This is a genomic window from Streptomyces sp. NPDC096105 (assembly GCF_044763335.1).
Classification (GTDB): domain Bacteria; phylum Actinomycetota; class Actinomycetes; order Streptomycetales; family Streptomycetaceae; genus Streptomyces.
In genome coordinates, this window is record NZ_JBIWGC010000028.1 from 22528 (window position 1) to 44718 (window position 22191).

Genomic DNA, 22191 nt, shown 5'->3' on the forward strand with positions numbered 1-22191 from the left:
GCCGCCCACCCCAGAGGTGCCTCGTCGGTCCCGCACGAAGTGCGGCTCCCGGGTCGTCCAGCCGTTGCCGCGCGCCCCGTACCGGGTGCCGTCGTCGGTGCGGACGAGGGTGTGCCGGAAGTGCGTGGTCCGGGTCGTCCGTCCGCCAGGCGTCCGGGGTCGTGCCCGGTGCCGCGTTCGCCGACGGACGGACGGGACGCCGAGCCGCGGGCCGACGCCGGTGCCGGGGCCCTGGGCAGCGGTGACGGCGGCCGTCGGTCCGGGCGGCAGGGCCCGGGGGCGGTCCCCGGTGACGGCCGGCCTCCCCCGGGTCACCCGTACGGATCCCCGCCGCCCGTCCTCCTGCCTGCCCACTTCGTCCCCGCGCCGCCTGACGGCGCGCGGTACCGGGCGCGTGAGGTGAGGATCGGGGACAGGATCCGGTGTCACATCGACCGTGCGGAGGGATGACCGTGGACGGGCAGGGCCAAGGGAACGGCGCGGGACCGCACTGCCTGGTCACCGGGGCGTCGGGTTACGTCGGCGGACGCCTGGTCCCCGCGCTCCTCGAGGCCGGCCACCGGGTCCGGTGCCTGGCCCGCTCCCCCGACAAGCTGCGCGACCACCCGTGGGCGCCGGACGTCGAGACGGTGCGCGGCGACGTCACCGACGCCTCGTCCGTCGCCGGGGCGATGGAGGGCGTCGACGTGGCGTACTACCTGGTCCACGCGCTCGGCACCGGTGCGGACTTCGAGGACACCGACCGCCGGGCGGCCCGCACCTTCGCCGAGCAGGCGCACGCGGCGGGGGTGCGCCGGATCGTCTACCTCGGCGGACTCACCCCGTACGGGGTGCCCGAGCACACCCTCTCGCCGCATCTGCGGTCCCGCGCCGAGGTGGGGCGGATCTTCCTCGACTCGCCGGTGCCCGCGACGGTGCTGCGGGCCGCCGTCGTCATCGGCTCGGGGTCGGCGTCGTTCGAGATGCTGCGCTATCTCACCGAACGGCTGCCGGTGATGGTCACCCCCAGTTGGGTGCACACCCGCACCCAGCCCGTGGCGGTGCGCGACGTGTTGCGCTACCTGGTCGCCTCGGCGAAGATGCCGCCCGACGTCGACCGGGCCTTCGACATCGGCGGCCCGGACGTGCTGACCTACCGGGACATGATGCGCCGTTACGCCGCGGTCGCCGGGCTGCGACGGCGGGTCATCCTGCCCGTGCCGGTGCTCACGCCCGGTCTGTCCAGCCACTGGGTCGGGCTGGTCACCCCGGTGCCCGCCGCGATCGCCCGGCCGCTCACCGAGTCGCTGCGCCACGAGGTGGTGTGCCGCGAGCACGACATCGCGCGGTACGTGCCCGACGCCCCCGGCCGGCCCCTGCCCTTCGACGAGGCGCTGCGGCTGGCGCTGGCGCGGGTGCGGGAGGCGCAGGTCGCCACCCGCTGGTCGTCCGCCTCCGTGCCGGGCGCGCCGAGCGATCCGCTGCCCACCGACCCCGACTGGGCCGGCGGCAGCCTCTACCGGGACGAACGGGACCAGGTGGTGCCCGCGTCGCCGGAGGCGCTGTGGAAGGTGATCGAGGGCATCGGCGGCGAGCACGGCTGGTACTCCTTCCCGCTGGCGTGGGCGGTGCGCGGGCGGCTGGACCGGATCGTCGGCGGGGTGGGGCTGCGCCGCGGACGGCGCGACCCGCACCGGCTGCGGGCGGGAGACTCCCTGGACTTCTGGCGGGTGGAGGAGATCGAACCGGGGCGGCTGCTGCGGCTGCGCGCCGAGATGCGGCTGCCGGGTCTGGCGTGGCTGGAGTTGCGCGTGGAGACGGACGGTGCGGGCCGCACCCGGTACCGGCAGCGCGCCCTGTTCCATCCGCGGGGCCTGCTGGGCCACGCGTACTGGTGGTCGGTGTCGCCCTTCCACGCCCTCGTGTTCGGCGGCATGGCCCGCAACATCGCCCTCGCGGCGGCCGAGGGCGCGGACGGACCGGCCAGCCGGCGGACCCGCCGGCGACGGACAGGCGTCCGCCGCTGATGTCCGGTCCGGTATCTCGGGAGCCGCGCGGGCGCTCCGGGCCGTCGCAGGCGCCGGAAAAGGTCGACGGACCCTTTCCCGGGTACTCGGTGGCGAGCGCGAGCGGGCGGGCGGCGGACGACGAAAAGGGGCTGTGCATGCGTGAACTGCGGTCGGCGACGGAGGAACCGGCGGACCGGGCCGGTGGACCGTTCACCGCCGACGCCGCCACCGGGGCCGTGGGGCGGGTCCTGGGCGAGGTGCTGGACGAGCGGATGTCCGGGGCCTACGACCTCGACGCGGTGTTCGCCCGTGACGTGGCGGGCCGGGTCTCCGCGTTCGCCCGGCGCGGCGGGAAGCGGCTGCGCACGGCGTTCGCCTGGTGCGGCTGGCGGGCCTCGGGCGGTGCGGGCGACCCCGGCCCGCTGCTGCGGACGGGCGTGGCGCTCGAACTGGTGCAGACGTGCGCGCTCGTGCACGACGACGTGATGGACGGGTCCCGTCTGCGGCGCGGGGCGCCCTCGATGCACGTGGACCTGGCGCGGATGCACCGCGCGGAGGGCATGACGGGCGGTGCCGAGTCGTTCGGGCACTCGGCGGCGGTCCTGGCCGGCGACCTGGCCCTGGCCTGGGCGGACGACCTGATGACGGACATCGCGCTCGCCTCCCCGAACGGGCCCCGGGTGTACCGGGAGTGGCGGGCGATGCGCGAGGAGATGGTGGCCGGGCAGTACCGCGACCTCCAGGCGCAGGCGGCCGGCGCGTCCGGCGTCGAGGAGGCGCTGACCATCGCGACGCTGAAGAGCGCCCTCTACACGGTCGAGCGGCCGCTGGCCCTGGGCGCGTCACTGGCGGGGGCGGACGAGGCGGTGACGGCGGCGCTGCGCGCGGCCGGCCGGTGCGCGGGGCTCGCCTTCCAGTTGCGGGACGACCTGCTGGGCGCCTTCGGCGATCCGGCGCTGACCGGGAAGCCGGTGGGTGACGACCTGCGGAGCCGCAAGCTCACCTATCTGCTGGCCGTCGCCCTGGAACTCGGCAGGGCGACCAAAGACGAGGAGGCCGTGGCGCTCCTCTCCCCCGGCGCACCCGCGCTGCCGGAGCGCGCCGTGGAGGGCGTACGGGCGGCGTTGGAGCGGACGGGTGCCCGGGCCGTGGTGGAGGAGAAGATCGCGGAGCTGGCGGACTCCGCTCTGCGGCACTTCGGCGAGACGGACGCGGGCGCCGCGGTACGGCGGGAGTTCGCCGCGCTGGTCGCCCGCGCGTCGGGCATCACGGCCCCGCAGGTGCGGGAAGCGGTGTGAGGCCCGGGCCCGCCGCGGTCCGGGCCGGATCGTGGTGGGTCGCCGATGCGGGAGCGCCGGTCAGGGCTGGCGGCGGGCCTGCTCCGCGGCCTGGCCGGCGGCGCCGGTCTCGGTGGTGGCGCCGCGCGTGCTGAGCTTGCCGCCGCTGGACTCGAGGTGGGCGCGGACGAACCACTGGAACAGCTCAAGGCCGCGCAGCTGCCCGATGAGCATGTCCTGGGTGACCGGGTCGGCCTCCTCGGTCTCCCGCATCGCCTCCCGGTGGTCCTCGATGATGTTCGTGTACACGACGTCCAGCGCGCCCAGGTGCTCGATCGCCTCGGCCCGGCCGATGGAGTAGTCGTTCCAGGTGCGCGCGCCGACCAGCGCGCCGGGCGTGCCGTTCGGCTCGCCGCCGAGCGTGGAGATCCGCTCGGCGATGTCGTCGGTCATGTCCCGCACCTTGTCGACCTGAGGGTCGATCATCTCGTGCACGGCGATGAAGTGCGGTCCGACGACGTTCCAGTGGATGTGTTTCAGGGTCAGGTGCAGGTCGTTGAGGGAGTGGAGTCGCATCTGCAACAGCTCGATGATCCGTCCGCTGTCCTGGGTGCGCAGGCCCGGCACGGTGTACGAGGGTTCGGCAGGCGGTGACGACACGATGGGCTCCTTGCGATCGTCCGATGCTCGGACATCCAGATAAGCGGTTCGTCGGCTGTTTGCGGCGTTCACCGCTGCGCACCCCCGCGCATCTCACCGGTCTGGAGCAGTGGGCCACGATCTCCGCGGTCCACTCGCATATTCCTTTGCCGGGCGGGGCGGCGCGTGGTTGGCTCCGGCTCATGACCTGGCTTCCGCGTGACTTCGTCCACCCCCTGCACGTCGGCATCCCCGGCGGCGCGGGCCACCGGCTGCGCCCGATCAGCGGCACCGACGCGCCGCTGGACTATCCGGCGGTGATGGGGTCGCGCGAGCGGCTGTGGTCGGTCTTCGGGCCCGCCTGGGGCTGGCCCCCGGCCACCATGACGTACGAGGCGAACCTCGCCGACCTGGAGCGGCACGCCGCCGAGATCGAGGCGCACGAGTCGTTCAACTACACGATCGAGAACCCGGAACGCACGGCGCTGCGCGGCTGCGTCTACATCGACCCGCCGGAGAAGGAGGGCGCGGACGCGGAGATCTCCTGGTGGGTGGTGGACGACGAGGCGGGCGGCCCGCTGGAGCGGGCGCTGGACGCGTTCGTCCCGCGGTGGATCGCCGAGGACTGGCCGTTCGAACGGCCCCGTTTCATCGGCCGGGACCTCACCTGGGAGAAGTGGCTGGAGCTGCCGGACCTCGGTTAGGGATCAGGGGGCCGGCGTCGCGAGGGTGCGCGCGGTCTCACGGAGGCCGGCCGCGTCACGGCTCGCGCCGAACGGGCGCCGGCACTCCCGGCACCGGCAGGGGCGAGCCCGTTCGCACCGGCTGCGTCCCGGCGCGCGGCACGGCCGCCTTCGGGCCCGCCGTCGTGGGGAAGCCGCCCTCGCCTCCCCGGAAGGCACCCCGCTGCGGGCGGGCACCACGGCTACGACGCGCGGTTCCCGCGGGCGGGGCTGTCGGTCACGGCCCGCCGGACGCCCACCGGCCGGCTCGGCCGGGTACTGCGGCGGGCCGCCTCTAGCGGGTGAACAGCCAGAGCGCCGCGTTGATCCCGGTGCCGCAGGCCAGCAGGCCGGACGCCCAGGCCACGTGGCGTCTCAGGAGCGCCCCGCGCAGTTCGGCGTACCGGGCCTCGTACTCGCGGCGCAGTTCCTCGGCGCGGCGGACCGTCGTGCGGAGCATCTGCCGGGTGAGGTCGATGCGCCGGCCGACGTAGTGCCGGGTGAGGTCCTCGGCCTGAGCGGTGGTCAGCCACGGCAGGTCGGCGCAGAGTGCCTCCGCCTCGCGGCGGGCCTCGGCGATGTGGGACCGCGCCATCACGATGCCCTCCGCCTCGGCCATGACGGCCGAGGCGTCGTGCGCGAGGGCGCGACGGGACCGGGCCCGCGCCATCAGCGGTCGCCCTTGTGGCCGCCGGGGTCGATCACGTCGCGCTGACCGGTGTTCTCCGCCTGGTCGACGCCGGCCAGGGCCGGGTGGCGCAGGTCGAAGGCGGGCGACTCGGAGCGGATGCGGGGCAGGGTGACGAAGTTGTGCCGGGGCGGCGGGCAGGAGGTGGCCCACTCCAGCGAACGCCCGTACCCCCAGGGGTCGTCGACCTCGATCTTCTCGCCCTTCTGCGCGGTCTTCCAGACGTTGTACAGGAACGGCAGCGTCGACAGACCGAGCAGGAAGGCGCCGATGGAGGAGACCGTGTTGAGGCCGGTGAACCCGTCGGCGGCGAGGTAGTCGGCGTAGCGGCGGGGCATGCCCTGGGCGCCCAGCCAGTGCTGGAGCAGGAAGGTGGCGTGGAAGCCGACGAACAGCGTCCAGAAGTGCACCTTCTCCAGCCGCTGGTCGAGCATGGTGCCGGTCATCTTCGGCCACCAGAAGCTGAATCCGGCGAACATGGCGAACACGATCGTTCCGAACAGCACGTAGTGGAAGTGGGCGACGACGAAGTAGCTGTCGTGGACGTGGAAGTCAACCGGCGGGGACGCCAGGAGAACACCCGTCAGACCGCCGAACAGGAAGGTGACGAGGAAGCCGGCCGCCCACAGCATCGGTGGTTCGAAGGACAGACTGCCCTTCCACATGGTGCCGATCCAGTTGAAGAACTTCACGCCCGTCGGCACGGCGATGAGGAAGCTCATGAAGGAGAAGAACGGCAACAGCACCGCGCCGGTGGCGAACATGTGGTGGGCCCACACCGTGGCGGAGAGGCCGGTGATGGTGATGGTCGCTCCGACGAGCCCCATGTAGCCGAAGATCGGCTTGCGGGAGAACACCGGGATGATCTCACTCACGACGCCGAAGAACGGCAGGGCCAGGATGTAGACCTCGGGGTGGCCGAAGAACCAGAAGAGGTGCTGCCACAGCAGCGCGCCGCCGTTCTCCGGGTCGAAGATCCGCGCGCCGAACCGGCGGTCCGCCTCCAGCGCGAACAGCGCCGCCGCCAGCACCGGGAACGCCAGCAGGACCAGCACGGACGTGAGCAGCACGTTCCAGGTGAAGATCGGCATCCGGAACATGGTCATGCCGGGGGCGCGCATGCAGATGATCGTGGTCATGAAGTTGACGGCGCCGAGGATCGTCCCGAAGCCGGACAGCCCCAGGCCCATGACCCACAGGTCGCCGCCCACGTGCGGGGTGCGCTCGCCGCCGCTGAGCGGCGGGTACGCCGTCCATCCGAAGTCCGCCGCGCCCTCGGGCGTGAGGAAGCTGCCCAGCACGATGAGGCCGCCGAGGGCGAACAGCCAGTACGACAGCATGTTCAGCCGGGGGAACGCCACGTCCGGGGCGCCGATCTGCAGCGGCATGATGGCGTTGGCGAACCCGGCGAACGTGGGCGTCGCGAACAGCAGCAGCATGATCGTGCCGTGCATCGTGAACGACTGGTTGTACTGCTCCTCCGACACGATCTGCATCCCGGGGCGGGCCAGCTCCGCGCGGATCACCATGGCGAGCAGACCGCCCACCAGGAAGAAGGCGAACGAGGTGATCAGGTAGAGGTGCCCGATCTTCTTGTGGTCCGTCGTCGTCAGCCAGGAGACGACCACTCGCCCCTTCCCTCGTCGTCCCTCCGCCGCCGGCACCGGGGAAAGGGGTTCAGTCGTGTGTGTCGCCATCGAGGTCCTTCGGGTCACAGCGCGGAGATCGGCCGGGAGGGCAGGCACGCCGTCGCGGGCGCGATCGGCACGGGTGTGCCGGATCGACGCTATGTCAGGTAACCGGGCGTCGAGTTCCCACACCCGCCGAGCGGACGGCGACTTCACCCGTGCGAGTGGCGTCGTTCCATGAACGTCTCGTGGACGGTCCCGGGCCGTCTCCGGATCCGGGCCGTCCCCGCCCTCCTTGCCCGTTCCCGGCAACATCGGCCGGGGGTCCGTGTCCGGGGGCGTGCAGTGTGGAGCGGCCGGAGGCCCGGTAAGGATGCGGGGCATGACCGGACGGACGAACGCGCGGCGGGAGGGACGCTCCCTGCCGTCCCGCGACCCCTCGCACAAGGACTCACCGCCTCCTGACGCCGTGGCCGACGTGGTCACCCGTTTCGAGGCGTACGCGCGGGCCCGTGCGGCCCGGGACAGCCTGCTGCCGACGGCGCGCACCAGCCCCCGGCGCGAACAGCAGGCCTTCGACGACCTCCAGGCGGCCGTCGCCCGGCTCCGCGACGGCATGCGCTGACCGGCGGACGGGCCCTTCGCCCGCTCAGGCGGGTCAGCCGTGTCCGGGGCGGGTGCCGACGCGCACGGCGAGGAGGGCGACGTCGTCGTCGTTGTCGGCGGGGCGCGCCCTGCGCAGCAGTTCGTCGGTGAACGCCTCGACCGTGCGGTGGGCGAGCACGGCGGCGTGCCGGCGCAGCCGCTCCAGCCCTTCGTCGATGGAGTGGGTGGGGGACTCGACGAGCCCGTCCGTGTAGAGGACGAGGGTGGACCCCGGCGGCAGGACCGTCGATCCGTCGCCGCGCGGACGGTCGGCGCCGGTGCCCAGCAGCATGCCGCCGCCGTCCGTGAGGTAGCCGGCCACGCCCTCGTGGGTGACCAGGAGCGGGGGCGGGTGGCCGGCGTTGGTCCAGCGCAGGGTCCACCGCCCCTCCTGGTCCGTCCCCAGAACGGCGAGCACCAGGGTGGCCATGGAGACGTCGGTGATGCGCAGCACGGCACGGTCCACCCGCTCGACGACGCGGCCGGGCGGCTCGTTCTGGGACCAGGCGTAGGAGCGCAGCACGTTGCGGAGCTGGGCCATGCCCGCGGCGGCTTCCAGGTCGTGCCCGGAGACGTCGCCGATGACCAGCGCGGTGTCGCCGTCCCCGAGGGTGAAGGCGTCGTACCAGTCGCCGCCGACGTGGGAGGCGTCCGGGGCGGGCAGGTAGCGGGAGGTCATCTCCAGGCCGGTGACGCGGGGCAGCTGGGGCAGCAGGTAGCGCTGCATGGTCTCGGCGACCTTGCGCTGCCGCTGGTAGAGGCGGGCATTGTCCAGGGCCAGTCCGGCGCGGCGGGTGATGTCCTCGAGCAGGGTGAGGTCGGCGGGGGTGAACGCCTCGGCCTGTTCGGACCGGCCGAGGGTCAGGGCGCCGAGCACCTCGCGCAGACCGCGGATGGGGGCGATGGCCGCCGAGTGCATGCCCGTGGCCTCGAACAGCCGGCGCTGCTCGACGGCGATGCCCGAGTCGGGGGACCGCTCGTAGGTCTCGGGGCCGGCGATGGTCGAGGAGACGCCGCGCAGGGCCCGGGACAGCGGCATCGGGGACTCGGCGGGGACGGGCGCCATCGGCCCCTCCAGATCACGGCGGGAGACCGGGACGCCGTCCTCGATGTGCACCACCTTGGTGCGCCACACCTCGTCGTGTTCGCTGATCAGGTCGACGACCGCCCAGTCCGCGAGGCGCGGCAGCACCAGTGACACAAGACGGCGCAGCGCTTCGTCGACGGAGAGGGTGGACGTCAGCTGGGTGGTCGTCTCCGCCAGCAGGGCGAGCCGCTCCAGCTCGTCGAGCGTCCCTCCGCGGGCCGTGGCAGGGCCGTGCGCCCCGGTGACGGCCTCGCGGGGGTGGAACAGGACGAGGACCAGGGTGTCGTGGGCCCCGGCGGCACAGGGGACGATGCTCCAGGCGACGGGGAGCAGCGTGCCGTCGCCCTTCTCGTACCACTCGTCGTCGTCCTGGGCCGGGCGGCCGGCGAGGAAGGCGGGCCGCATACGGCACTGCGAGGTCGGCATGGACTCGCCGCGGGCGTTGCGGTGCAGCAGGTCGTGCGCGTCGCCGCCGACGAGTTCGGCGGCGGACCGGTCCAGCATCCGCTCGGCGACGGCGTTGACGGCGACGATCGTCCCCCGTCCGTCCACGGCGTAGGCGCCGGTGCCGATCAGGGCGAGCGTGTCGCCGATCGCCTCGTCGGGGACCGTTCCGGCGTCCTCACCTCCGGGCTCTGCCCCTTCGGCCGTCGTGTCCATGTCCCCTCCACGCCGACTGTCGCTCGGGGAACCGGTCACGGTTCCCGCGTTCCGAGTGCTCGGCCGGACCGTGACGGGGAACCGGAAAGCACGATGTGACCCTCCAGATCATCACACGTCCCTCACCCGTGGGGCCGTCCGCCCCGGGTCCGCGGACCGCCGCGGGGTCCGGGCCGGGGCCGGCAGGGGTCCGGGCGGGTACGGGAAGCGCGAGTCCCGGGGCGTGCGCGAGTCACCGGTCGGCACTTCGTAGGATGAACCGGCCGGCCGGGCACCACGAGATGGGCGGAGGTCAGGCTCACCCCGTATGCGCCGAAAACCCCGCCGAGGAGACTCCGTGTCCGTACCGGACGAGACGTTCACCGTGACACCCCGCCCCAGTGCCACGGGCCCGTACGTCCTGGAGGTGGCCGGTGAGCTCGACCATCACACGGCCCCGCTGCTGACGGAAGCCGTCAACGAGGCGCCGTTCGGTCCGTGCGGCGTGGTGCTGGACCTGTCCGGGCTGACCTTCTGCGACTCGTCGGGGATCACCGTGTTCGTGACGGCTTACCGGCGGTCCCAGGACAAGGGGTCGCGGCTCAGCCTGGCCGGGGTCGCCCCCGCCCAGATGCGGGTGCTGCGCATGGTGGGGCTGGACGAGGTGTTCACCTTCCACTCCGGCGTCGCCGAGGCGTTCCGCGCCTCCCGGCCGTCCTCGCCCTGACCGGGCCCGCCCCACGGGCAGGGCCGCAGGACGGTTCTCGTCGGACGGTCCGAGGCGGGGCCGCTCCCGTGCACCCGTTCGTCTCCGCGAGGCCCGCCGCGGTCGCGTTGCGGTGCTCCGGGGCGTGCCGGAGACTGGCCCGGGGCGGCGTCCGTCCCGGAGAGGGGCCGGGAGGCATGGGCGACTACGCGGACCTTCCCGGGGTCAGGACCTGGTACGAGACCGAGGGTTCCGGCGATCCGCTGGTGCTGCTGCACGGCGGCTTCTGCACCAACGACACCTGGGGCGCGCAGCGGCCCGGCCTCGCCACGGCCCACCGCCTCTATCTGCCGGAGCGGCGGGCGCACGGCCACACCCCGGACGTCGGGGGCCCGCTGACGTACACCGGCATGGCCGACGACACGGTGGCGTTCCTGGAGACCGTGGTGGGCGGTCCGGCACACCTGGTCGGCTGGAGCGACGGCGCCGTCGTCGCGCTGCTGACCGCCCTGGCACGGCCGGACCTGGTGCGCAGGACGGTGCTGATCGGGGCGAACTTCCGCCCCGCTTCCGAGGCGTTCATGGCGCCCGGGATGCTGGATGCGATGACCCCGGACAGCGCCGGCCTGGCCTTCTTCCGCGAGCTGTACGTGGCCGTCAGCCCGGACGGGCCGGAGCACTGGCCGTCCGTGGCGACGCGGGTGATCGACATGTGGCGCACCCAGCCGACGCTCGACGCCGGGGACCTGGCCGGCGTGCGGGCGCCCACGCTCGTCATGAGCGGCGACGACGACCTGATGACCCTGGAGCACACCGCGGCCCTGTACCGCGCCCTGCCCGACGCCCGGCTGGCCGTCGTTCCCGGCGCGTCCCACCTGGTGCCGCTGGAGAAGCCCGCCGAGGTCAACCGGATGGTCCTGGACCACCTCGCGGGGGGCGAGGTCGAGACGATGATGCCGGTGCTGCGCGCCGGGGCCTCCGGGCCGTCCGCCCGAGGCGGCGCCGCCTGACCTGCCGCCCCGGCGCTGGATGCCTCCGGTACGGTTTCGGCGTAGTGTCCCGGTATGGGAGAAGTTCGGGCGGCACCGGTCGACGGACCCGCCCCGCCCGCGCCGGGCGGCCGGGCGGGTGGCTGATGGACACCGCGCTCACCGAACTCGTGCGGGCGGCCGGGGCCTCCAGTGCCCTGCTCTACGTCCTCACCCCCGACCGTCGTGCCCTCTGGCTGATCCTGGTGTCCGGCGCCTCACGCGAGATGGTCGCGCCGTGGAGCAGAGTGGCGGTGAGCGACCCGGTACCGGTGGCCGACGCGGTGCGCGAGGAGCGCCTGGTGTGGGTGAACGGCCAGGTGGAGATGGCGCGCCGCTATCCGCGGCCGGCGGTGGTGCTCCCCTACGACTTCGCCCTGGCGGCCGTACCGGTCGCGTCGGACAAGGGAATCCGGGGAGGGCTGGTGCTGCTCTGGCCGAGCGGGCACCCGCCGCAGCTGAGCCGCGCCGAGCACGACGCCGTCCGCGCGGGCTCCCGTCGCCTCGGCCACCTCTTCGAGCAGGCCGCCCGGCGCGGCGAGCCGCTCCTCTCCGCCGGCCGGCCGCGCATCCTGCCGCCGGAGCCGGGGCGCACTCCGACGGCTGCCGAGGCATGGGCCGGCACGGCGCTCCTCGACCGGCTGCCGGGCGGGTACGTCGCCCTCGACCTGCACGGCCGGATCACCCTCGTCACCCCGGCCGCCGCCGAACTCGTCGGCGCCGCCCCGGACCGCCTGCTGGGCGCCCTGCCGTGGGAGGTCCTGCCGTGGATGGACGTCCCCCATGTCGAGGACCGCTACCGCGCGGCGGTGATCAGCCGGGCCCCGCAGGAGTTCCGGGTGCTGCGGCCTCCCGGCACCTGGCTGTCGTTCGAGCTGTACCCGGACCCCTCCGGCATCAGCGTGCGCATCGACCGCGCCACCGATCAGCAGAACGCGGATCCGGTCGCGGAGACGACGCGGGGTCCCGGCCGGGCCACGGTGCTGTACCACCTGATGCACCTGGCGACCACGCTGACCGAGGCCGTCGGGGTGCAGGACGTGGTGGACCAGACCGCCGACCAGCTGCTGCCCGCCCTCGGCGCCCAGGCCATGGTGCTCATGACGGCCGAGGACGGCCGGCTGAGGATAGTGGGCCATCGCGGCTACAGCACCGAGCTGCTCGCCCGGTTCGACGGCGTGCCGCTGAGCCGGGACATTCCGGGGGCGGCGGTCCTGGCCACCGGGGAGCCCGCCTTCTTTCCCACCCTCGAGCAGATGGCGGCCGCGTACCCGGAGGTGACGCACCAGGACGGCAGGGCCGCGTGGGCGGTCCTGCCGCTGATCTCCTCCGGCCACCCGATCGGCTCCCTGCTGCTCTCCTACGACCGGCCGCACGGCTTCCCGCCCAGCGAACGCGCCGTCCTCACCTCCCTGGCCGGTCTGGTCGGCCAGGCCCTCGACCGGGCCCGCCTCTACGACAACAAGGACCGCCTCGCCCACCGGCTCCAGTCGGCGCTGCTCCCCCACAGCCTGCCCCGCGTCCCCGGGCTGCGGGTCGCCGCCCGCTATCTGCCGGCCGCCCGCGGCCTGGGCGTCGGCGGCGACTTCTACGACCTGATCCGCCTCGACGAGAACACCGCGGCGGCCGCCATCGGGGACGTGCAGGGGCACAACGTGGACGCGGCGGCGCTCATGGGGCAGGTCCGCACCGCCGTGCACGCCCACGCCACCGTCGGCGCGCCCCCGGACCACGTCCTGCGCGGCACCAACCGGCTCCTCACCGACCTGGACCCCGGGCTCTTCACCAGCTGTCTGTACGCGCACCTGGACCTCGGCCGCGGGCGGGCCTGCCTGGCCACCGCGGGGCATCCGCCGCCCCTGTTGCGGCACGGCGACGGGCGCACCGAGCTGCTGAGCATCCCGCCCGGTCTGCTCCTCGGCATCGACCCGACGGCCCGCTACCCGTCGCTGGAGTGCGCCCTGCCGCCCGGTTGCGTGCTGGTGCTCTACACCGACGGGCTGGTCGAGGCGCCGGGGGTGGACCCCGACGACGCGACCGCCGCCCTCGCCGGTCTGGTGGAGCAGTCCGACCCCTGTGACCTGGACGCCATGGCCGACACGCTCGTCCGGCACGCCCCCACGCCCGGCGACGACATCGCCCTGCTGCTCCTCGGCCCCGATCCGGACTGCGGGTGACCGCCCGCCGGCTCACCCGAGGGCTTGGACCGCCGCGGCGAACAGCCGGGGCAGGCGCGCGGCCACGGGGACGATGTGCGGGGCGAGCACGGGCTGCTGACGCGCCCTGACCAGCGCTTCCGTCAGGACGCGGTAGCGGCGGGTGGCGCGGGCCCAGTCGGCGTCGTAGCGGCCGGGCGTGCCGGTGCGGAGGTTGGCGACGAGGGCGCGGGCGCCGGTGAGGGCGAGGCAGACACCCTCACCGGTCAGCGCGTCGACGTATCCGGCGGCGTCGCCGACGAACAGGACCCTGCCGTGCACGCGGGTGCGGGAGCGGCGGCGCAGGGGCCCGGCGCCGCGGACCGGGGTGACGGCCGTGTGCGGCGGGAGGCGGGCGGCCAGCTCGGGGAAGCCGGCCAGCTGGACGTCGTAGGGGGCCCGGTGTGCGGTCAGCAGGGCCACACCGACCAGTTCCGGACCGAGCGGGGTGACGTAGGCCTCGGCGTCCGGTCCCCAGTGCACCTCGACGCGGGACGACCAGGGCGGCACGGCGTAGTGCCGGCGCAGTCCGTAGCGGGGCACGGTCCGGGCCGGGCGGTCCAGGCCGAGGGAGCGGCGCACGGGTGAGTGGAGGCCGTCGGCGGCGACGAGCCACCGGGCGCGCAGTCCCGCCCCGGGGACGCTCACGCCGTCCGCGTCCTGCCGTACGCCGTCCACGCGCAGCGGGAGGACGGACACGCCCGCGTCGAGGACCGCACGGTGCAGGACGGTGTGCAGGTCGGTGCGGCGGACGCCGAGGCCCCGCTCCCGGCGGAACGCGGCCTCGACACGGCAGGGCCCCTGCACGTAGCGGATGCCGGTGAGGGGGTGACCGGGGGCGTGCAGGCCGAGGGCGGTGAGGGCGCGGACGGCACCGGGCATCAGGCCCTCGCCGCACGCCTTGTCGACCGGGGCCGGGCGGGGTTCCGCGACGACGGTGTCCAGGCCGGCGCGGGCGGCGTGCAGGGCGGTGGCGAGGCCCGCCGGTCCGCCGCCGACGACGAGGAGGTCGGGGCGTCTCACGCGGGCACCGCTCGGGTGAGGGCGGCGTTCTCGCAGCGGATGCGCACGGTCAGCAGCACCGCGTCGGCCAGCGTGAACACGGTCGCCGTGATCCACGCCGAGTGCACCAGGGGCAGGGCGGCGCCCTCGACGACGACGGCGACGTAGTTGGGGTGGCGGAGGAAGCGGTAGGGACCGCCGCCGACGAGGCGGGCGCCGGGGACGACGATGACCCGGGTGTTCCAGTACGGGCCCAGCGTGACGACGCACCACCAGCGCAGGGCCTGGGCGAGCAGGGCGAGCGCCAGCGCGGGCCAGCCGAGGGCGGGCAGGAACGGGCGGCCGGCGAGGAGGGGTTCGAGCAGGCAGCCCGCGAGCAGGCCGGTGTGCAGGACGACCATGACGGGGTAGTGGCCGCGGCCGTGCTCCACACCGGCCCGTGCGCGGGTCCACGCCGCGTTGCGGCGGGCCGTGACGAGTTCGGCGAGGCGTTCGACGGCCACGGCGAGGACGAGCAGCGTGTACCAGATCATGACGGGCGCCTCACCAGCGCAGCAGGACGAGTTCGGAGCAGAAGCCCGGGCCCATCGCCATCAGCAGTCCCCAGGTGCCCGGTGCGGGCCGGTGGGCCTCCGTGAGGCCCTGGAGGATGTGCAGGACCGAGGCGGAGGACAGGTTGCCGACGGCGGCGAGCGAGCGCCGCGACGGGGCGAGGGCGTCGTCGGACAGGGCGAGCGCGTCGGCCACGGCCTCCAGCACCTTGGGGCCGCCCGGATGGCACACCCAGGCGCCGATGTCCGCGATGCCCAGGCCGTGTCCGGCGAGGAAGCCGCGGACCTGTGCGCCCAGGTCGCGGCGGACCAGTGCGGGGACGGCGGGGTCGATGACGACGCGGAAGCCGCCGGCGCCGACGTCCCAGCCGAGAAGGTGCTCGGTGCCCGGGTAGAGGTGGCTTCGGGTGGCGAGGACCGTGGGTCCGGCGGCCGGTTCCGGTCCCGCTCGGCCGGTCGCGGTGGCGCGGGCGACGAGGGCCGCCGCTCCGTCGCCGAACAGGGCGCCGGCGACCAGGTTGGCGCGGGAGTCGTCGCCCTTCTGCAGGGTCAGCGAGCACAGTTCGACGGTGAGCAGCACGGCGGTCCCGCCGGGGTGTCCGCGCAGGTAGTCGTGGACGCGGGCCAGGCCGGCGGCGCCCGCGACGCAGCCCAGGCCGAACACCGGAAGCCGCTTGACGTCGGGCCGCAGGCCGACCCGTCCGGCCAGCCGGGCGTCGAGGGACGGGGCGGCGACGCCGGTGATGGAGGCGCACACCAGCAGGTCGACGTCGGCCGGGGCGAGCCCGGCCTGGGCCAGCGCGGTGGTGAGCGCCCGTTCGGCCAGGTCGAGGCCCGCCGTCAGCCACGCCTCGTTGCTCTCGCGGAAGCCGCGGAGCGCCGCGTACCGCTCGATGGGCAGGGCGAGATGACGGGTGCGCACACCGGCGGACGCGTGCAGGCGGCGCAGCACGGCGCGGTCGGCGCCCGGGGCCAGGCACAGGTCGCCGATGGGCTCGGTGAGCCGGTCCTGGGGGTAGTGGTGGGGCGGCAGCGCGGTGTGCACGGCGGCGACGGCGGTGGTCGCCGCGGCGGCGTCCGGAGGCGGAGGGGCGGCGGGCGCCGGGTCGGCGATGAGAGGGACACGCATGTCGGTCATGCCTTCCTCACCACCGCCGCCCGGCTACCGTGCACCCGTGTCCCACCACCCGACCGGGGTTCTTCCGCGTACGCCGCCGCACCGTCTCCTGGCGTTGCTGCGCTGCTGCCATCCGGAGCCGGCGCTGGCCGTGACGGTGTTCGTGACCGCGCTGGCGGTGGCGGCGGGGCACGGTCCCGCGGGGGCGGCGGCGGTGGGCGCGGCGGTGCTGGCCGGTCAGCTGTCGGTGGGCTGGTGCAACGACGCGGCCGACGCGCGCCGCGACACGGTCTGCGGGCGGACGGACAAGCCCGTGGCGGAGGGGCGGCTGTCCGCACGGGCGGTGGCGGGGGCGGCATGGACGGCCCTGGTGCTGTGCGTGCCGCTGTCGCTGCTCGGCGGACCGGGCGCGGCGGCGGCGCATCTGACGGGGGTGGCGGCGGGCTGGTGCTACAACCTGCGGCTGAAGCACACGGTGCTGTCGCCGCTGCCGTACGCCGTGGGGTTCGGTGCGCTCCCGGTCTTCGTCACGCTGGGGCTGTCGCGGCCCGCCTGGCCCGCGTGGTGGGCCGTGACGGCGGGGGCGCTGCTGGGAGTGGGGGCGCATCTGGTGAACGTGCTGCCGGACATCGAGGACGACCTGGCGACCGGCGTGCGGGGGCTGCCGCAGCGGCTGGGCCGTACGGTCTGCCGGTGGCTGGCCCCGCTGGTGATGCTGGCGGCCGTGGGCGTGGTCGTCGCGGGGCCGCCCGGCGCGGCGGGTCCGGGCGGGCTGTGCCTGGCCGTCGCGGCGGGCGCGGTGGCCGTGGCGGGTACGGCGCCGGCGGCGGGGCGGCGCAGCCGGTGGCCGTTCCGGGCGGCGATGGGCGTGGCGGGGATGGCGGTGACGCGGCTGCTGTGGTCCGGGGCGGAACTGGTCGGAGGCGGGGGCGCGTAGGGGGCGTTCCGCGCCTCACTCCCCCGTCGGGGCGGGCGGGGTCCCTGTGCGCAGCATGCTCAGCACGGCCCGCTCGGCGGCGCCCTGGGTGGCGGGGATGCCGAACGCGGCCTCGTTCCCCAGGTGCGGCAGGGCGGGCGCCACGGTGACGCCCTCCTCGTACAGCTCGATCACGCGCGGGTTGATGTAGGAGGCGCGGCAGACGGCGGGGGTGTTGCCGAGGTATCCGGCGACTTCGCGCGCGGCGCGGGCGATGGCGCGGCGGCGGGCGGTCTCGCTGCGGGCGACCGGCTCCGAGACGGCCAGGGCGACGGCGGCCATGACGGTGGCGTGCCAGGTGCGGAAGTCCTTGGCGGTGACCTCGAGACCGGCCAGATCCTTGAGGTACGCGTTGACGTCGGCGTTGCTCACGTCGTGCCAGGCGCGTCCCTCCCAGTACGCCAGGAGCCGGTCGCCGCCGCCGCGGCGGCGCAGCAGCGCGGTGAGGCTGCGGCAGACGGCGGGGTCGGCCACGGTCTGGATGATCTCCCTGCCGTGCTTGCCGGTGTAGCTGAACCGCACCGCGCCCGCCCGGCAGCTGGAGTGCTCCCGCAGCAGGGTGGTGAGGCCGTAGCTGTTGTTGAGCTCGGCGTACCGGTCGCTGCCGATGCGGAAGAAGCCGGGGTCGAGCAGGCGGACAGCGGTGGCGAGGACGCGGGAGCGGGTCAGGCCCCGGTCTGCGAGGTGTCCCTCGACGGCCTCCCGCAGCGCGGGCAGCGCCTGGGCGACGTCGAGGACGTGCTCGTGCTTGGCGGCCTCCTGTTCGGCGCGGAACCGCGGGTGGTAGAGGTACTGCCGGCGTCCGGCGGCGTCGGTGCCCACGGCCTGGAGGTGGCCGTTGGCACGGGCGCAGATCCACACGTCCGTCCAGGCCGGCGGGATGACCAGCGCGCGGACGCGGGCCAGCTCCCCGGGGTCGCGCAGGGGCTCGCCCCGGGTGTCGAGGTAGCGGAAGCCACGCCCGTGACGCAGCCTGCGGTACCCGGCGTCGGTGGGACGACTGTGGCGGAGACGCAACCGGACCTCCCGGCGTGCAACCCGTCCGTCGCACGCGGCGGGGCGCGCGGCCGGGAGGATGGAGAACTGGGACCACCGGCGCGGGTACCCGCGATCCCGCGTCCGGCACGCGGACGGCTTCCGCCGGGTGTAGGACGGCCGTGCGGGAGCACTCGGGGCGTGTTCGGGACGCCGGGGACGGCGGAGGGAGTTCGCCGTGCAGCACACACCGCCCACGGGCACCGTCGAGGTGCAGTTCATCGGCAACGCCACCCTGCTGATCCGCTACGGGGACCTGACCCTGCTGACCGACCCGAACTTCCTGCACCGGGGACAGCGGGCGCACCTCGGCTACGGCCTCGTCTCGCGCCGGCTGACCGAGCCCGCCGTCGACGTCACCGATCTCCCGCACGCCGACCTGGACGCCGTGGTGCTGTCCCATCTGCACGGCGACCACTTCGACCGGGTGGCCCGGCGCCATCTGGACCGGGGGCTGCCGTTCCTGACGACCCCGCACGCCTCCCGTGTCCTGCAAGGGGTGTTCGGGTTCCACCGCGCCGTGGGCCTGCGCACCTGGCAGAGCCACACCCTGCTGCGCGGCACGTCGCTGGTCCGCGTCACCGCGCTGCCCGGGCGGCACGCGCCGGCTCCGGTCCGCCGTCTGCTGCCGCCGGTGATGGGGAGCCTGCTGGAGTTCGGCGACCGCTCCGGCCGTATCCGCCTCGTCCTCTACATCTCCGGCGACACCCTGATGTTCGACGGGCTGCGCGAGATCGCCCGCCGGCACCCCGACATCCATCTGGCGGTGCTGCACCTGGGCGGGACCACGCTGCCCGGTGGACTGGTCGTCACCATGGACGCCGGGCAGGGCGCCGATCTGCTCGACGTGATCCGTCCGCACCGGGCGCTGCCCGTCCACTACGACGACTACGGCGTCTTCCGCTCGCCGCTGTCCGACTTCCTCGACGAGGCCGCCCGGCGCGGCCACGGCGGACGCATCCTGCGCTGCCGGCCGGGTGAACGGGTGACGGTCGGCGGGGACACCCGCCGCTGAGCCCTGCCTCCGCGCTCCGCCGGGCGGCCGTCACGGGCGGCTGTCCGGCGGGACCGGGCGGGCGGGCGAAGTGGCGGGCCCCGTCGCGGTCACCGGATGATGGGCGCGGGGAGCGGAGCGGGTGCCGCGCGGCGCCCCGGCCCGTCCCCGGCGTGGCACGAGACGCTCCGGTCCCGCCGCGGCTCACTTCGCGGCGCGTGTCCGGGCAGGCGAAGGAGGGGCACCGTGAGGCGGTACCTCGGCGTGCTCCGGAACAGCTGGAGGTGGCTGGGCGCCCACGCCCTGATGGCGCGGGGCCGTGAGCTGGAGCTGATGCACCGGGCCATGGGCTTCGCCACCCTCGCGCTGGTGACCCTGGCGCCGCTGCTGATCGTCGTGGCCGCCGCGGACCCGCTGGGCCGGGGCGGCTTCGCGACCTGGCTGGCGGACGGCATGGGGCTCACCGGCCGGTCCGCGCGGGTGCTCACGGAGATCATCAGCCCGCCGCGCAAGGTGGTGGGCGCCATCAGCGTCTGGGGCGGTCTGGTCCTCGCCCTGTTCGGCGTCGCCCTGGGCGGCAGCGTCCAGAACGGCTACGAACGGGTGTGGCGGCTGCCGCACGGCCCCTGGCACCGGGTGTGGCGGCAGGCGCTGTGGCTCGTCGTGCTGACCGCGTACCTGTACCAGGAGGTGCGCACGCGCACGCTGCTGCACGGGCCCGAGCGGATCGCCCTGACGGCGGCGACCGGGGTGCTGTTCTTCTGGTGGGGCCAGCGTTTCCTGCTGGGCGGCCAGGTCCGCTGGCGGGACCTGCTCCCGGGCGCGGTCGCCACCATGGTGGGCCTGATCGGCCTGCGCATCTTCTCGTACTACGTCTTCACCCCGCTGATCGTGGACAACGCCGTCAGTTACGGCACGGTCGGCGTGGTCCTGGTCGTGGAGTCCTGGCTGATCGGGGTGGGCTTCGTCGTGTACGGCGGCGCACTGTTCGGGCACTGGCTGCTCACCCACCACGGCCACTTCCACCTCGGTCACCGGCACCGGCACGAGGAGCGGCAGCGGGTCGGCGCCGAGTGACGGGGAACCGCCGTCACCGCGGGCCGCGGGCCGGCACGGCGGACCGGCCGGCCAGGGCGGTGGCGCGCTCCATGACGTCGGCGCGGAAGACCGCACGCCCGCGTGCCGCCCGCCGCCGGCGTGCGTCGGGGCCCTCCGTGGTCAGCCGCCGCAGGACGTCCAGCAGGGCGGCGCCGTCGGCGGCTGTCCCGGAGAGACCGAGCGCCGCCATCCGGTGCACCCCGTCGGCGCCGTGTCCGGGCAGCGGGCGGTGGCCGACCACCGGCAGTCCGGCGGCCAGGGCCTGCACGGCGGTCTGGCCGGCGGCGTTGTCGACCAGCACGCGCACCGCGTGCAGCAGGCCCGGCATGTCGGTCACCCAGTCCTGGGCGAGCACGCCCGGCACCCGGGCGGTGCGGGACCGCAGCGCCTGGTTGCGGCCGCACAGCACCACGGGGAGGTAACCGGCGCCGGCCAGCAGCCGGGCGGTCTCGCCGAGGCCCGCGGCGGCTCCCCAGGCGCCCGCGGACAGCAGCACGGGCGGCCGTCCCGGGGCGTACCGCTCGAACCGCTTCCCCCACGCGTCGGCGCCGGGGGCGGGAGCGAAGAAGCCGGGCGCCACGACCGGGCCCGTGGTCTCGACGTGCGTGCCGGGCACGGCCGCGCGCACGTCGTCGGCGGCCTGGTCGGTGAGGCAGAGGCAGGCGTCGTTGCCCGGGTGGAGCCACTGCCGGTGCACGGCGAAGTCGAGGACGAACACGACGCTGGGGACGCGCAGCCGGCCCAGTGCCCTGAGGTGGCCGGTGAGCTGCGCGGCGAGGTGGAAGACGGGCACGACCACGTCCGCGCCGGTCCGTTCCACGAGCCGGACCAGCCCGTCGGCGGCGAGCCGGGCGAGCGGGACGCCGCTGGGCCGGGTGTGGTCGCCGGGGCGCAGGAACGCCCGGTAGAGGCCGTCGTACACCCAGGGCGCGTGGCGCACCGACGTCCGGTAGAAGGCGCGCAGCCCGGAGCCCGTGCCGTACGGCAGCAGCCGCATCAGGTCCACCGTGTCCGCCTCGTGGCCCTGCGCGCGGGCGCGGCGGACGAGTTCACGGGCCACCGTGTCGTGGCCGGCGCCCATGCTCGCGCTGATCACCAGCACCCGGCGGGCGCCGGCCCGGCGGGCGGCGCCCCGGTGTGCGGCCGGGGAGGACGGAAGCACGTCCGCCGAGTCACCTCCGGCGTGCCGGCGAAACGCCCGCCGGGCGTTTCGGGCGTCCCTGACCTGGATACTCCGGGCTCACCCCCTCCCGGACGACGGGAGTGGTCACAGCCGGCCGCTTCCGGTGTCCGCCCAGCAGCCGAGGTCAGCCCATGCCCCACGCACCCTCCCGCGCCGGTACGGCCGGCGCCTCCGGCACCCGGACACCGGCGGTGTTCGCCGACGACGCACGGGAGCGTCCCGGAGCGGCGGCGCAGCGCCCGGGCACGGCGCTGGTGACCGGCGCCTCCTCCGGCATCGGCGCCGCCGTGGCGCGCAGACTGTCCGCGGAGGGGTGGCGTCTGGTGCTCAACGGGCGGGACGCGCGGCGTCTGGCCGAGACCGCCGCGCGGGCCTCCGCCGCGGTGTTCCCCGAGGACCTCACCCGGCCGGCCGCCGAACGGCGGCTGACCCGGTTCGCGCTGGACGCGGTGGGACGGCTGGACCTGCTGGTGGCGTGCGCCGGGGTCGGCTGGGCCGGTGACTTCACCGCGATGTCCCGCCGCGCCTTCGACGAGGTGATGGAGGTCAATCTGCTGACCACGCTGCGGCTGGTGCGGCAGGTGGTCCCCCACATGGTGGAGGCGGGCTCCGGCCGCGTGGTGCTCGTCGGTTCGCTGGCGGGGGCCGTCGGGGTGCGGGGCGAGGCGGTCTACTCGGCGTCGAAGGCGGCGGTGGCGGTCTTCGCCGACGCCCTGCGGTACGAGCTGCGCGGCACCGGCGTGGGCGTGAGCCTCGTCGTGCCGGGGGTGGTGGACACGCCGTTCTTCGACCGGCGCGGCACGCCCTACGCGCGGGCCCGGCCCCGGCCGGTGCCGCCCGAGCGGGTGGCCGACGCCGTGTGGCGTGCCGTCGTCCGGGGGCGGAACGAGATCTACGTCCCCGGATGGCTGCGGCTGCCGGCCAGGGTGCGCGGCGCGGCGCCGGGACTGTACCGGCGGCTGGCCGCCACGTTCGGATGAGCGGCGCCGCGGC

20 protein-coding genes are annotated in these 22191 nt (G+C 75.1%); 11 read left to right on the forward strand and 9 right to left on the reverse strand.

The window, feature by feature from the left end:
* The first annotated feature begins 446 nt into the window (after positions 1-446).
* Together ACIQ8B_RS30015 and ACIQ8B_RS30020 are read left to right on the forward strand one after the other, a co-directional pair.
* Positions 447-2006: an SDR family oxidoreductase gene (locus ACIQ8B_RS30015; RefSeq protein ID WP_403551138.1), complete on the forward strand. Its 1560-nt coding sequence runs from the start codon at positions 447-449 to the stop codon at positions 2004-2006.
* Between the two features lie 137 nt (positions 2007-2143).
* Positions 2144-3286, forward strand: a complete 1143-nt coding sequence (locus tag ACIQ8B_RS30020; RefSeq protein ID WP_403551140.1) for a polyprenyl synthetase family protein — start codon at positions 2144-2146, stop codon at positions 3284-3286.
* A 60-nt stretch (positions 3287-3346) separates the two neighbouring features.
* Here the strand turns inward: ACIQ8B_RS30020 and ACIQ8B_RS30025 are convergent, their stop codons facing one another.
* Complete coding sequence (locus ACIQ8B_RS30025; protein ID WP_290009283.1) at positions 3347-3925, reverse strand: Dps family protein; 579 nt, start codon at positions 3923-3925, stop codon at positions 3347-3349.
* 182 nt (positions 3926-4107) lie between these two features.
* Here ACIQ8B_RS30025 and ACIQ8B_RS30030 point away from each other — a divergent pair, with 182 nt between their 5' ends.
* Complete coding sequence (locus tag ACIQ8B_RS30030; protein WP_403551142.1) at positions 4108-4608, forward strand: N-acetyltransferase; 501 nt, start codon at positions 4108-4110, stop codon at positions 4606-4608.
* Between the two features lie 313 nt (positions 4609-4921).
* Here ACIQ8B_RS30030 and ACIQ8B_RS30035 read toward each other — a convergent pair whose 3' ends face one another.
* Positions 4922-5296: a hypothetical protein gene (locus ACIQ8B_RS30035; protein WP_106415824.1), complete on the reverse strand. Its 375-nt coding sequence runs from the start codon at positions 5294-5296 to the stop codon at positions 4922-4924.
* The gene (gene ctaD / locus ACIQ8B_RS30040; protein WP_403551144.1) at positions 5296-7011 is read right to left on the reverse strand and encodes a cytochrome c oxidase subunit I; all 1716 of its coding nucleotides are present in this window, start codon (positions 7009-7011) and stop codon (positions 5296-5298) included. The genes ACIQ8B_RS30035 and ctaD overlap by 1 nt, the downstream gene beginning before the upstream one ends.
* A gap of 313 nt (positions 7012-7324) precedes the next feature.
* Here ctaD and ACIQ8B_RS30045 point away from each other — a divergent pair, with 313 nt between their 5' ends.
* Positions 7325-7567, forward strand: a complete 243-nt coding sequence (locus ACIQ8B_RS30045) for a hypothetical protein (protein WP_106415822.1) — start codon at positions 7325-7327, stop codon at positions 7565-7567.
* A 33-nt stretch (positions 7568-7600) separates the two neighbouring features.
* On the opposite strand, the gene ACIQ8B_RS30050 is transcribed toward ACIQ8B_RS30045, so the two are convergent.
* A complete protein-coding gene (locus ACIQ8B_RS30050; protein ID WP_403551147.1) occupies positions 7601-9334 on the reverse strand; it encodes a SpoIIE family protein phosphatase in 1734 nt (577 codons plus the stop codon).
* Positions 9335-9671: 337 nt separating this feature from the next.
* Here ACIQ8B_RS30050 and ACIQ8B_RS30055 point away from each other — a divergent pair, with 337 nt between their 5' ends.
* The 3 genes from ACIQ8B_RS30055 (at position 9672) to ACIQ8B_RS30065 (ending at position 13224) form a co-directional block, all read left to right on the forward strand.
* Complete coding sequence (locus ACIQ8B_RS30055) at positions 9672-10040, forward strand: STAS domain-containing protein (protein ID WP_403551149.1); 369 nt, start codon at positions 9672-9674, stop codon at positions 10038-10040.
* Positions 10041-10216: 176 nt separating this feature from the next.
* Positions 10217-11029 carry an alpha/beta fold hydrolase gene (locus tag ACIQ8B_RS30060; RefSeq protein ID WP_403551151.1) on the forward strand — a complete coding sequence of 271 codons (813 nt, stop codon included), beginning with the start codon at positions 10217-10219 and terminating at the stop codon, positions 11027-11029.
* A 125-nt stretch (positions 11030-11154) separates the two neighbouring features.
* Positions 11155-13224, forward strand: a complete 2070-nt coding sequence (locus ACIQ8B_RS30065) for a SpoIIE family protein phosphatase (RefSeq protein WP_403551153.1) — start codon at positions 11155-11157, stop codon at positions 13222-13224.
* Between the two features lie 12 nt (positions 13225-13236).
* Here the strand turns inward: ACIQ8B_RS30065 and ACIQ8B_RS30070 are convergent, their stop codons facing one another.
* From ACIQ8B_RS30070 to ACIQ8B_RS30080, 3 genes are read right to left on the reverse strand one after another with little or no spacing between them, the layout of a single operon-like run.
* Entirely contained in the window at positions 13237-14265 is a 1029-nt protein-coding gene (locus ACIQ8B_RS30070) for an NAD(P)/FAD-dependent oxidoreductase (RefSeq protein WP_403551156.1), read from the reverse strand.
* Positions 14262-14777 (reverse strand): isoprenylcysteine carboxyl methyltransferase family protein, encoded by a 516-nt coding sequence (locus tag ACIQ8B_RS30075; protein ID WP_290009291.1) that lies wholly within the window; start codon positions 14775-14777, stop codon positions 14262-14264. Before ACIQ8B_RS30075 ends, ACIQ8B_RS30070 begins: the two co-directional genes overlap by 4 nt.
* A gap of 10 nt (positions 14778-14787) precedes the next feature.
* A complete protein-coding gene (locus tag ACIQ8B_RS30080; RefSeq protein ID WP_403551244.1) occupies positions 14788-15924 on the reverse strand; it encodes a type III polyketide synthase in 1137 nt (378 codons plus the stop codon).
* Between the two features lie 7 nt (positions 15925-15931).
* Between ACIQ8B_RS30080 and ACIQ8B_RS30085 the strand changes: the two genes are divergently transcribed.
* On the forward strand, positions 15932-16849 hold the full coding sequence (locus tag ACIQ8B_RS30085) for a UbiA family prenyltransferase (protein ID WP_403551158.1): 918 nt from the start codon (positions 15932-15934) through the stop codon (positions 16847-16849).
* A gap of 15 nt (positions 16850-16864) precedes the next feature.
* On the opposite strand, the gene ACIQ8B_RS30090 is transcribed toward ACIQ8B_RS30085, so the two are convergent.
* On the reverse strand, positions 16865-17905 hold the full coding sequence (locus tag ACIQ8B_RS30090) for a DNA topoisomerase IB (RefSeq protein WP_403551160.1): 1041 nt from the start codon (positions 17903-17905) through the stop codon (positions 16865-16867).
* Between the two features lie 196 nt (positions 17906-18101).
* Here ACIQ8B_RS30090 and ACIQ8B_RS30095 point away from each other — a divergent pair, with 196 nt between their 5' ends.
* Positions 18102-18938 carry an MBL fold metallo-hydrolase gene (locus ACIQ8B_RS30095; protein WP_290009293.1) on the forward strand — a complete coding sequence of 279 codons (837 nt, stop codon included), beginning with the start codon at positions 18102-18104 and terminating at the stop codon, positions 18936-18938.
* 285 nt (positions 18939-19223) lie between these two features.
* Positions 19224-19994: a ribonuclease BN gene (locus ACIQ8B_RS30100; protein WP_290009422.1), complete on the forward strand. Its 771-nt coding sequence runs from the start codon at positions 19224-19226 to the stop codon at positions 19992-19994.
* A 13-nt stretch (positions 19995-20007) separates the two neighbouring features.
* On the opposite strand, the gene ACIQ8B_RS30105 is transcribed toward ACIQ8B_RS30100, so the two are convergent.
* Positions 20008-21177 (reverse strand): galactosyldiacylglycerol synthase, encoded by a 1170-nt coding sequence (locus ACIQ8B_RS30105; RefSeq protein WP_403551162.1) that lies wholly within the window; start codon positions 21175-21177, stop codon positions 20008-20010.
* A 152-nt stretch (positions 21178-21329) separates the two neighbouring features.
* Between ACIQ8B_RS30105 and ACIQ8B_RS30110 the strand changes: the two genes are divergently transcribed.
* Positions 21330-22178 carry an SDR family NAD(P)-dependent oxidoreductase gene (locus tag ACIQ8B_RS30110; protein WP_403551164.1) on the forward strand — a complete coding sequence of 283 codons (849 nt, stop codon included), beginning with the start codon at positions 21330-21332 and terminating at the stop codon, positions 22176-22178.
* Positions 22179-22191: the final 13 nt, after the last annotated feature.

What these genes read in the sequence shown, in the direction of transcription:
- ACIQ8B_RS30015 (WP_403551138.1), top strand. Translation starts at nt 447, where the DNA reads ATGACCGTGGACGGGCAGGGCCAAGGGAACGGCGCGGGACCGCACTGC.
- ACIQ8B_RS30020 (WP_403551140.1), top strand. Translation starts at nt 2,144, where the DNA reads ATGCGTGAACTGCGGTCGGCGACGGAGGAACCGGCGGACCGGGCCGGT.
- ACIQ8B_RS30030 (WP_403551142.1), top strand. Translation starts at nt 4,108, where the DNA reads ATGACCTGGCTTCCGCGTGACTTCGTCCACCCCCTGCACGTCGGCATC.
- ACIQ8B_RS30035 (WP_106415824.1), bottom strand. Translation starts at nt 5,296, where the DNA reads ATGGCGCGGGCCCGGTCCCGTCGCGCCCTCGCGCACGACGCCTCGGCC.
- ctaD (WP_403551144.1), bottom strand. Translation starts at nt 7,011, where the DNA reads ATGGCGACACACACGACTGAACCCCTTTCCCCGGTGCCGGCGGCGGAG.
- ACIQ8B_RS30045 (WP_106415822.1), top strand. Translation starts at nt 7,325, where the DNA reads ATGACCGGACGGACGAACGCGCGGCGGGAGGGACGCTCCCTGCCGTCC.
- ACIQ8B_RS30050 (WP_403551147.1), bottom strand. Translation starts at nt 9,334, where the DNA reads ATGGACACGACGGCCGAAGGGGCAGAGCCCGGAGGTGAGGACGCCGGA.
- ACIQ8B_RS30060 (WP_403551151.1), top strand. Translation starts at nt 10,217, where the DNA reads ATGGGCGACTACGCGGACCTTCCCGGGGTCAGGACCTGGTACGAGACC.
- ACIQ8B_RS30065 (WP_403551153.1), top strand. Translation starts at nt 11,155, where the DNA reads ATGGACACCGCGCTCACCGAACTCGTGCGGGCGGCCGGGGCCTCCAGT.
- ACIQ8B_RS30075 (WP_290009291.1), bottom strand. Translation starts at nt 14,777, where the DNA reads ATGATCTGGTACACGCTGCTCGTCCTCGCCGTGGCCGTCGAACGCCTC.
- ACIQ8B_RS30080 (WP_403551244.1), bottom strand. Translation starts at nt 15,924, where the DNA reads ATGCGTGTCCCTCTCATCGCCGACCCGGCGCCCGCCGCCCCTCCGCCT.
- ACIQ8B_RS30085 (WP_403551158.1), top strand. Translation starts at nt 15,932, where the DNA reads ATGCCTTCCTCACCACCGCCGCCCGGCTACCGTGCACCCGTGTCCCAC.
- ACIQ8B_RS30100 (WP_290009422.1), top strand. Translation starts at nt 19,224, where the DNA reads ATGGCGCGGGGCCGTGAGCTGGAGCTGATGCACCGGGCCATGGGCTTC.
- ACIQ8B_RS30110 (WP_403551164.1), top strand. Translation starts at nt 21,330, where the DNA reads ATGCCCCACGCACCCTCCCGCGCCGGTACGGCCGGCGCCTCCGGCACC.